The organism is Coleofasciculus sp. C1-SOL-03, from assembly GCF_040220555.1.
Classification (GTDB): domain Bacteria; phylum Cyanobacteriota; class Cyanobacteriia; order Cyanobacteriales; family Coleofasciculaceae; genus Coleofasciculus.
The window spans coordinates 20,238-30,711 of the sequence record NZ_JAVJUO010000044.1; the positions used below are offsets into that span (position 1 = coordinate 20,238).

Annotated in this window: 7 protein-coding genes; 3 read left to right on the plus strand and 4 right to left on the minus strand. The window is 45.2% G+C overall.

All coding sequences use genetic code 11. From position 1 onward, the window contains the following. The first annotated feature begins 34 nt into the window (after nt 1-34). Both RIE73_RS06815 and RIE73_RS06820 read left to right on the plus strand, forming a co-directional pair. On the plus strand, nt 35-2,281 hold the full coding sequence (locus RIE73_RS06815) for a glycoside hydrolase (RefSeq protein ID WP_446400472.1): 2,247 nt from the start codon (nt 35-37) through the stop codon (nt 2,279-2,281). A 93-nt stretch (nt 2,282-2,374) separates the two neighbouring features. Then, nucleotides 2,375-2,734 carry a four helix bundle protein gene (locus RIE73_RS06820; protein WP_446400473.1) on the plus strand — a complete coding sequence of 120 codons (360 nt, stop codon included), beginning with the start codon at nt 2,375-2,377 and terminating at the stop codon, nt 2,732-2,734. A 152-nt stretch (nt 2,735-2,886) separates the two neighbouring features. On the opposite strand, the gene RIE73_RS06825 is transcribed toward RIE73_RS06820, so the two are convergent. From RIE73_RS06825 to RIE73_RS06840, 4 genes are all read right to left on the minus strand, one after another. Further along, nucleotides 2,887-6,240 (minus strand): NACHT domain-containing protein, encoded by a 3,354-nt coding sequence (locus RIE73_RS06825; RefSeq protein ID WP_446400474.1) that lies wholly within the window; start codon nt 6,238-6,240, stop codon nt 2,887-2,889. A 174-nt stretch (nt 6,241-6,414) separates the two neighbouring features. Beyond that, entirely contained in the window at nt 6,415-7,902 is a 1,488-nt protein-coding gene (locus RIE73_RS06830; protein WP_446400475.1) for a hypothetical protein, read from the minus strand. Continuing rightward, complete coding sequence (locus RIE73_RS06835) at nt 7,903-8,697, minus strand: alpha/beta fold hydrolase (RefSeq protein ID WP_446400476.1); 795 nt, start codon at nt 8,695-8,697, stop codon at nt 7,903-7,905. It abuts the gene before it with no gap. 191 nt (nt 8,698-8,888) lie between these two features. Further along, nucleotides 8,889-9,665, minus strand: a complete 777-nt coding sequence (locus RIE73_RS06840; RefSeq protein WP_446400477.1) for a hypothetical protein — start codon at nt 9,663-9,665, stop codon at nt 8,889-8,891. Between the two features lie 546 nt (nt 9,666-10,211). On the opposite strand from RIE73_RS06840, the gene RIE73_RS06845 reads away from it, so the two are divergent. Next, a partial coding sequence (locus RIE73_RS06845) for a hypothetical protein (protein WP_446400478.1) occupies nt 10,212-10,474 on the plus strand: 263 nt, incomplete at its 3' end.

Genomic DNA, 10,474 nt, shown 5'->3' on the forward strand with positions numbered 1-10,474 from the left:
CTAAGCTCTAGACCCTTAACGTTTACTATTAACGATGAGTCATCCCTTATACGTCGCCTTTATCTGGCATCAGCATCAACCACTCTATAAAAGTCGCAACAGCGTGTCCGGCTCAAATGGACGGTATCGCCTCCCTTGGGCGCGGCTGCATGGGACGAAAGATTATTTGGATTTAGTGCTATTGTTAGAGCGCTATCCCAAGTTACACCAAACGGTCAACTTGGTGCCATCGCTGATTTTGCAGTTGGAAGATTACATGGCGGGGACAGCCTTTGACCCCTATCTGGAGTTGACCCTGACGCCAACCGATCAACTTAAGCTGGATCAACGACAGTTTATCGTTGAACATTTTTTTGATGCCAATCACCATACCTTGATTGACCCCCATCCTCGATATGCTGAGTTATACGAGATGCGGCAAGAAAAGGGGAAAACTTGGTGTGCAGATCATTGGACGCATCAGGATTTCAGCGATTTACTAGCATGGCATAACTTGGCGTGGATTGACCCAATATTTTGGGATGACCCAGAAATTGCCGCTTGGTTGGAAAAAGGACGGGATTTTACATTAAGCGATCGCCAGCGGATTTATTCTAAACAACGAGATATCCTCAAGCGGATTATCCCTCAACATCGTAAGATGCAAGAAGCGGGTCAGCTAGAAGTGACCACAACGCCCTATACTCACCCAATTTTACCCTTACTCGCCGATACTCATTCCGGGCAAGTGGCGATTCCGGATATGAAATTACCCCTACAGCGCTTCCAGTGGGAAGAAGATATTCCCCGTCACCTGCAAAAAGCATGGCAGATGTATGAAGAACGATTTGGACGAACACCACGGGGGTTGTGGCCCTCAGAACAGTCAGTGAGTCCAGCCATTCTCCCCTATATTGCTGAGGCGGGATTTAAGTGGATTTGTTCCGATGAGGCGGTATTGGGATGGACAGTGCAGCACTTTTTCCACCGGGATGAAACCGGAACCCTGATGGAACCCACGTTACTCTATCGCCCCTATCGCTTAGAGACACCGCAAGGGAACTTGGCAATTGTGTTTCGGGATCACCGCTTATCGGATTTAATTGGCTTTTCCTACGGGTCAATGGAACCCAAGCAGGCGTCAACGGATTTTGTCAGCCACTTAGAGGCGATTTCCCGTTCGATTAAACGCCGACAGAAAGAGGGAGGAACGGGATTAGATCAACCGTGGCTGGTAACCATTGCCTTAGATGGGGAAAATTGCTGGGAATTTTATCAAAAAGACGGGATTCCTTTCCTCACCTCACTGTATGAAAAACTCTCTGCCCATCCTCAGATAAAATTGGTCACAGTGTCGGAATTTCTGGATCAGTTTCCTCCTAATGCCACACTTCCAGCAGACCGACTCCATAGTGGATCATGGGTGGATGGTAGCTTTACCACTTGGATTGGTGATCCGGTTAAAAATCGGGCTTGGGATTTACTTACCCAAGCGCGGCAAACCTTAGCCAATCATCCTGAAGCTACACCAGACAACAATCCGGAAGTCTGGGAAGCCCTATATGCAGCGGAAGGTTCAGATTGGTTTTGGTGGTTTGGCGAGGGTCATTCATCCAACCAAGATGCTATTTTTGACCAGTTATTCCGGGAACATTTGACTGGGATTTATCAAGCATTAAATGAACCGATTCCGGCTAGTCTCAAGCAACCTCTAGACACCTACGAATCGAAAGGTGATCACCGACCCCTGAGTTTTATTCATCCAGTAATTGATGGCTTTGGTGATGAGCAAGATTGGGATAAAGCGGGTCGAATTGATGTCGGTGGCGCACGGGGTACGATGCATCGCAGTAGTGCGATTCAACGGTTATGGTATGGGTTGGATCACCTGAATTTTTACCTGCGATTGGATTTTCAAGCTGGGATTCAAATTGGTCAGGATATTCCCCCGGAATTGCATTTATTATGGTTTTATCCGAATCGCACAGTTCACAATAGTCCAGCGCCTTTAGGCGAGGTTCCCGATACTGCCCCGGTGAACTATTTGTTTCACCACCACTTAGGGATTAATTTGTTAACGGGTTCGACTTGGTTAGAAGAAGCCGGAGAATACTATCACTGGCATCCCCGCAAAAGCCGCGCTCAAGTTGCGCTGAAGCAATGTTTAGAGGTGGCTATACCCTGGGCAGATTTGCAGGTGGAACCGGATTATTGGCTGCAGTTGGTGATGGTTTCTGCGGATAATGGCATTTTCCGTAGTTATATCCCAGAGGACAAATTAGTGGGGTTACAGGTGCCGTAAATGGGTTGATTTTTGATTGTTCATTGTTCATGGTTTTTTGGCTATGAATGATGAACAATTTAGCCAATTGATTAGTAAAGGAGAATTGGAGTTATGACGGATTTTCGCAAGTTGAAAGAATGGAACAAAGCCCACGAGTTAACCGTTGAGGTTTATCAGGTGACTAAAGGGTTTCCGGAAGAGGAATTATTGGGGTTAACTCAACAGATTCGTCTGGCTTGTGCAGCGATTCCGATTAAAATTGCTCAGGGGTGCGATCGCCCGGAGGCGGAGGACAGACTCAGCTTCCTGCGGCTGGCGCGAGATTCGGCGATTGAGGTGGAGTATTATCTGCTGCTGTGTTATGAGTTGGAATTGCTGAGTGCTACAGATTATGATCGTTTGGTCAGTGGCGTAGTTGAGGTGAAAGAATTATTGGAGTCTTTTATCCAAAACTTCTATGGGAATTTTTGATCCAGGAGTTTTATCAATAACACTGATAAGCTGTCATGCATTTAAATTGGGTATTAGTAGCGAGCAAGATGCTCGCACTACACGGCTTTCGCCATTATTGACATATAATTATGAAACAATGAAATTTTATAGCAATTGCAAATGCAGTTAATTTACTCCAAACATTGCTGCACCCAATCTTCTAAAATTTCCTTCAACTTAGGAATTAAATCATTTTTTTCTCTTAGAAATTCTCTGACTAGGTACATTCCTTCAGAACCTCCAACTCCATGCATCAATAGCAGTGCCGCATTCAGGAAAATTCCTGGAGATGGATGATTTAGGGCATGAACTAAATCCTTTGAAGTAATATCCGTGTTTTTAGCAAGCTCCCATTTAGGCTCAACAGGTACTTTAGGAATTTGGTTAGAACTGATACTCCAAGCAAAGGGGTTGTCAGTAATCTTTTTAATTGTTTGCTGTAAAGCCCACTCTTTTTCGTTGTCGTTAGTCTCACTTCGTAGTACAGATTCAATCATATCTAAATCGTGCTGGATGTCCTGTAGAGCGAACTTAGCCTGTGTAGCCAATGTTGGAGAGTCAATCTTCATTGCTGCAATTGCTCCCTTAAACACGGCATCAACAGCATCTAAATCAAATGGAGCGTTTATAAGACTCCAGTCACAAGCCCGGACTTTTGACCAACGCATTCCTCGCAAAAGGATAGCCAAAGCAACTAACTCTTGTGATTGCGGCTTTGGTAGGATTGCTTCTGAAGTAGTATTATTGGTTACGCGAATAACTGCCTCAAGAATTGCTTGATTAGCTTCCCGATCTCGTTTTAGTTCTCTAAAGGGCTCGTCAAAAGTTTCGTAAAAAGCTTTAGCTTGCTTAACTAATCTAGCGCTACTGAGTGGTAAAAGCCTTTTTGCGTGTTCTTGTCGATCATCTTCCTCAAGGTTTTTCAACACATATTCACTTAAATAAAATTCCATTGAAGAATTAGTGAGGAATGTAAATAATCCTTCCTCAAGGACTTGCTCAATTCGCCTATCTGTCTCAAGACCAGGTTGCTTTCTCATAAGTAAGTTGACCCCTTCAAGCACAACCTGATTCCAGAGATTCCATTGTCCCTGCCAATCTTCTTCAATTACTATATCTCGTCCTTCTAGGAGAGAAGCTGCATCTATATGCTTTATATTTGAAGGTAAGGTAACTATAACTCTAGATATTCGCTTTGATTGAATTACCTGAGTGATTATTGTATCTACTATTTCGGTTACAGCATCCAAATCTATATACTTATCCCCAAAAAATAAGCAAATCCTAACAGCAGCTAAGTAAGTCCAAGGCTGAGTATCCTTGAGTAAGGATTGTGCAATAGAACCAATGATTTCTGGAACCAGATTCGTCAGCTTCAGTGCCGCTTCAAGGACTTCACAACTGACGGATGAATTAGATGACTTTAGTCGAAGCTTTATCTGATTAGCTACTAACTTTAAAAGTTCAAGTGATGGCTTTTTGAACTCTGCCAAAATGTCGGTAGCTAATAGCACTTCTTTTGATGCTGGATCTTCTGGATTGTCAAGTTTAAGCAAATGGTTACTAATCCGCTCAGCCGCACCTGAACCAGCACAAAATAGGATAGATTCCCTCCACTCTGATTTCCGTCTAACTCGCTCTAACCATTGGCAGAGTTTCTCATCACTTAAACGAGAGGCATATCGTCCGGCTGCATATTCACACAAAGTCGGATGAACAAAGCTAATTATATCCTGGGTTCCCAAGCTGTACCGCTCAAAAATGCAGCGATTTTGCCAAAACCCCACACCAATTTCTGCTTTTTCTTCGGCTTCCCGCCGCGTGTAATCTCTCAACTCAAGCTCTTCAATTATGCTGTTAATTAATTCATCTGCTGCAAGCTCAGGTTTATGCAGTAGTTTCCATCCAGCTATTTCAAAAATGCGTTGTGCGTCTCGTTCACTAAACTCAATTGGTTTTCTGTCAAGTGGAGGTCTTTTAGATGCAAGCTTTATGATGTTGTTATATAACTGTGTACGGTTTTGACCAATTTTTACATCTTCGGCTATTAACTGAACAATAAATCCTAAAAGTAGTGGATTCTGCACTGCTAGGGAAGCGTTGGTACTGTCTTGTAGCTGCCAATGGAGTGAATCTAGTCGTTCTTGAACCTTAGCCGCATCCTCACAGTAAGCAGCCAAAAGCTGTTGAGAATATTTCAAAATGTCTGGCTTATTTAGCGGAGATAGTTCGATATGTTCCCAACCGGGTAGAATTCCTGATTCATCACTAGGGCGTGTAGTTATTACAATCTTGGTGCTGGAGTTAGCTACCCATGCATCTAACTTATCTGCTATGTTGGCTCGATCAGATTTACACTCATCTAGTCCATCCGCGAGTAGATAGTCAGGTGTACTGAGCGCCAGCCGTAATTCCTTGTCGTTGAATCCCGAATTATCAGCAGCAGCTTTGAGGATTGCCCATTCAAATCCCTCACTTTTCTCACTATCCAATAATTTTTTCACGTCCGGGAGTCGAATAAAAATAACCCGTTTTTCCGCAGCGGATAAACCATGGGCTAAACGCCTCAATAGTGTACTTTTCCCAGTTCCTGGAGCGCCGATTACAACACTGAGGCGATAAAGTTCTGGGATGAACTCTGCGTCAAAGCTTGTCTGATCACCTTCTCTGAGTTTGGCTTGGAGTGGAATCCAATTTGTTTCAATCGAAAGCTCTCTCTGGAGAGGAAATCCAGGGACTTTTAAGTGAGCAGTTTTTTGACTGAGCCATTCTCGATAACCTTCAGCAATAACAGCAGGGTTTGAACTTGTTGAAGATAGCTGAATAGGTTTATTGGTGAGTAACCGCGCTAAGCTTGCTGCATCGCGACGCCCCCTGATCGTAATCAGATTTAAGCCATCCTTAACCAGGGTTTCCCACGCTGTTCCAGTCTGGTACTGATCTTCTATGACCTTTGAAAGCAATAGTTGTGCATTTTTTGCTCCTTGAGAGTCATCATCAAGATCAACAACAATAATCCTCAAACGCCTGAAAAGTTCTGAATCATTGGAAATCCCTTCTTCTGCAAACTTATTCCTAACTTCCTGTGTTATGTCCTTGAGATCGTCTGTCCGTCCTTGTCCCAGTCGCTTTAGGTCTTGGCGGAGTTTATCTTTAATAGTTCTGCTTGCTGTAAAGTCAGTGAGGAGAATTCCGTATAGGGATGATTTCTCTGCAAGTCCGTGAGCTAGCTTTAAGATTGCTTCCCAGAATTTTTTATCTTTTTTTAGACCATGTTTAGCTTGAAGTTCTATAACCGTACCGTCTTTCAACGTGATTTTTAGGTCATCTCCAGGTCCGTTTGTTTCTTCCTCTACAGAAATAGGGATATCGGGCGTGGAGTGTTCAATCCAAGACAAAGGTTCTTGAGCCAGTATATGTGTACCAACGTAAGCTGTTGCCCGTGCTTGATATTCATATCCACCGCCGCCGCCACTTCCGCTCATCTGATTCTCTGTGCCTGTACTCGACCTGTAGATTTTAGGTCAGAACTTTTGTACTATATTAACAGAGGGTTTGTTTTTGATCACTTCTGTGCTTGGGTGATTCTGCGCGATCGCACGATGGGTTGGTTTATCCTGATCAGCGATCGCGTAATGAATAAAAGGCTAAAGCCCTTACTACGAACTATGAGCGGTTTCCTCTCCTTCCTGAATATCGCTTAACACATTATCACTCCAATTCACTGGAAAAGCATCCCCCCTTTCGCTAATAAATTGATCCAGTTTCTCTAAGGCTAGGGGTTCAGGGAGTGGGTAACGTACCCGAATCGTCTTCGGTAAATCGGTGTAGTAGTGCATAAATGTGGCAAAATCTCTGGGATATTTGTCCTCATCTACGCCAACAAACTCACCCCGCAAACGGGCGCGGTTGAGAACAGTACGCCAATCCTCAATCGAAGATAAACCGATGGAATCTGTTCCATGAGAAAAGAGCATCATGTAGATCTGATCATAAGCGTCTGTACTGTCTAAATATTGGTTCAACCAATTGAAAGACACTTCCGTGTTAAACTTCATCCAAAACGGGACTGAACCCGTTCGCAACGTCCAAAACGGTTCTTGCAGGATAAAGGATTCGACTAATAACCGATTGGAAACAATCTGACGCTGCTTGTACCACCACCGATAAAACTCAGCCACAAAGGGACTCATATCCTCTGGTTGCTCAAACGTGATCCGCCGCACCCGATACCCTCGCTGACGGGCAAAACGCTCCACATCCTCACGTAGACTTGGCTCAAAGCCCCACTCCGCCTCCGGGCGATCGCGATCTGGGGTAGGTGAGTCCCATTGTCGCAGAGGTGACTGGTATTTCTCCAGAAACTGGGCAACTCGTTCGCCACCGTGGAGGAACTCTTCTGCTGTTGCACCCCCTAATGCGCCAAACTGGAAAATATGGCGATCGCTAACCTGAGTTGTCGGGAAGGTACGTTGGCATTCGACGAGAAAGATTGTCCCGCCTCTGGGTAACGAATTCTCCAAGAAGCGCTCGTAAGTTTTACCCAGGCGCAAGCGCTTGACGCGAAAATAGCTCATCCCCTGACTCGTCAGCCGATCCTGACTTGGATCGTGCATCTGGTACAAGGTGAGATCAGGATTAGCCTCTAGCAGATCCCTTGCGGGTTGTTTACTCCACTCTAAAATCTTTTTTGGCTCGTCTGGATCAATCCCTGGATGCTTTACTGGGATGAGAAAGGTTTGGGGTAGCCATGGCATGTCCAAAGCTGCGTAGAGATGAACCATCGCCCCACAGGAAGAACCGATCGCAACGGCTGGGTATGAGCGCTGGGGATACTCACTCACCATCCATTGAGCCACAGCATCAGCACTGATATTCCCTAACTGATCGGCAGCAATGGCTTCACCTGCACTACCCCGAATGTAGATCGATTCCTGGAGAGAACGGGGTAACTGATTCACTAGGGAAATTAGGGGTTCTGTCATCGGTGGCGCGATACCGACTCCGGGAAAATCTTCCCCGCGCAAATAAGCCGCCGTCGCCCGCAGCATCCCTGAGGCGGAGTCAAAGTCAGCAATGTAAGGGGGGGCTATTCGCATCATTGCCAACATAGACGTTAACATGCGATTGTCAAAGGGGAGTTGCATCTAAACCTCCTGTGTCAACTGATGCGATTTTGTTGCCTCTAGGAAGGCTTTTGTTACACGGCTCAATTCTACAGGAGCGCTGTAATTCAGAGTATGTCCGCCGCCGGGAATCACGGCTAATTGACCTTGGGGCAAGAGTTCCACGACTTCCTCTGCCCAATACGGTGGCACCAGTGGGTCTTTTTCACCGCGCACAACCAAGGTAGGGACTTGTACGTCGGGAAGCTTTGCCTCAATGCGATCGGCTAGGGCAATCTGAATCGTACAAACAGCCCGTAGTAAACCAGCTTGCCAGTAATCATAAGCTTGAATCGGTGCTTGGGAGGAATCTTCATAGCGTGAGTCTAGAATCAATTGCCACAACTGTTCCCCGAAGCTGCGGGCGTGCCGATTCATCGTTGGTCCCTGAAGCACCGCCCGTTCGATGCGATTAGGGTGACGGATGGCAAACTCTACGATAATTTGACAGCCGAAGGAATTCCCCAGCATTGTCGCCTTCTCGATTCCTACGGCGTCCATCCATTTACATAAGATATCGGCTAATTCAGGCAACTCCAGCATATAGTCTGGCTTATCACTTTCACCATAACCAGGTAAGTCAGGCGCGTAGACATGAGCAACGGGTGCGAGTAACTCAGCCGTGGGCATCATATAGCTACTAGAAACCACCAGTCCATGGATCAGGATCACGATGGGAGCGTCTTCGGGTAGCGCCTCTGTGGATCTGCGATCGTGTATGGACAAACCATCAACCATTGTGTACTGACGTTGCAGTTTTTCTTCAGATAAACTCATTAGCCATTAAATATTGAAGTTGAGCATGAGGACAAGGGAACAGGGAACAGGGAACGGGGAACAGTAAGGATTTGACGCTTGTGAAAATACACTCAACTATCTTAAGTTGAATGGTACTGAACTTTTGGCTGGTGGGCGATGCCCACCCTACGGTATATCTAGATTTCGGCGATCCAAAAAGATCCTATTAACTAACGCCATTCCCCTGTCAGCAGCGGTTCAATGGGATGGCGGGATTTACGCATCCGCAGGTCATTCAGGATTTCCGCCGTACTTTCGGTTTCTGATTGTGGATCGAGTTCGATACCGAGTTCTTTAGAAACATCGGCGGCGGCTGAAATTAACACCATTTCAGCGCCACTGTAGTCGAGAAAATCTGGGGGGTTGGCTGGAATAAAACGATGATTCTCAAAGTATTTTTGCAGGTTTTGGGGGAAGTCAACTTTTTGCTCCTCTCTTAAGCCAGCGCCCTGCGGAGATGGTTTGTCGGGATTTTTGATATTGAGAATATAACTTCCTTCCGGTTCGATCCGTAGTTCCTGCTGCGCTTGACCTTGTTCTTCCGGAAGTTCCAGGGCATAAACTAGATGAGTGTGATCATTGTGAAGCACCAGATCATAGACCCCTTCGCCAACGGAACGGGCAGCAGGCTGTTCTCGTTTGCCTCGGGTTTTTGTCTGATAGGTCTTTTCTCTTAAACCCTGCTCAATCTTTTTAGCGTCACTACTGACACTTTCGACAAAACCCCAGGTTTGTTGCCCGTGCTGGCTCACTTCTGGTAGTTGTTTTTGTCCCACTACAATCAGGCGATAGGATGCCTTTCCGTGAGGTTTCAGAACCATGTAGAACCGCTGCACATCATCAAGTCCTTCGACAGAATGTTCTTCGACTTTGGGTCGGTAGCAGAAGTAAATGTTGCCTTGTTCAAGAACTTCGACGTTGTTCTGTTGGTCTTGATTGTTTGCCATGAAATTGCTCCTTATAGGGTTGGCATAATTGCCAGAACATCAGTCCAGTAATAGGGGTTGACAAATAAACTAAGATGTGAATGATTTTGAGTAATCTTTTTTATGTATTACTCAACTGAGGCTCTCGGCATAGTTTTTCGGTGAATTCTTGTTGTTGATCACACTTCAGCATAAACATACGCCTGGTCAAAAATACCCTATCTTTAGGCTGAAATAACTGTAAGTCGGTTGATGGAAATAAACGGAACTATGTTAATTTATGTAAAGACAAACCTCAAGCCCTTACGAATGACAAAGGACTGAACTACCAGAAAAAGGGATTTCAGAAGCTTTTGAGACGCATTTTGAGAGGCGATGTCGGTCGATTTGTGAACTGGTAACAGTCTTCTCAGCGCGGATCTATGGCGCTCGGAGTCGCAAGAATAAGAAGCTAATTGACGGTGTTTCAAGTGCAATCGAAGAATCTCAAAAATAATCTACCCAATCCCTTGACGTTGGGGAGATATGTCCACATAGTAGAGGAGTAAATTGCCAGTTTGGGTAGATATGGCGACAATTATTATTGGACACAGGCTATTTGCCAATAGTGAAGATGAAGCGAAGGAAAAAGGATTACCTTTGCTCGAGAATCTTTGGGAACGCCTTTCTAAATCACTGGAAGCGGTTAAAAAAGACTGCTTAAATCGTTACCCAGACTTGATAATGGAGATCTCTAGCCTGGAAAAAGAATTTGTTGATTTTGACCAGTGGGACAAACAGGATGGTAAAAAAGTTTGGGATTTAAGTTACTGGGCTGAGGTAAAAGCGAC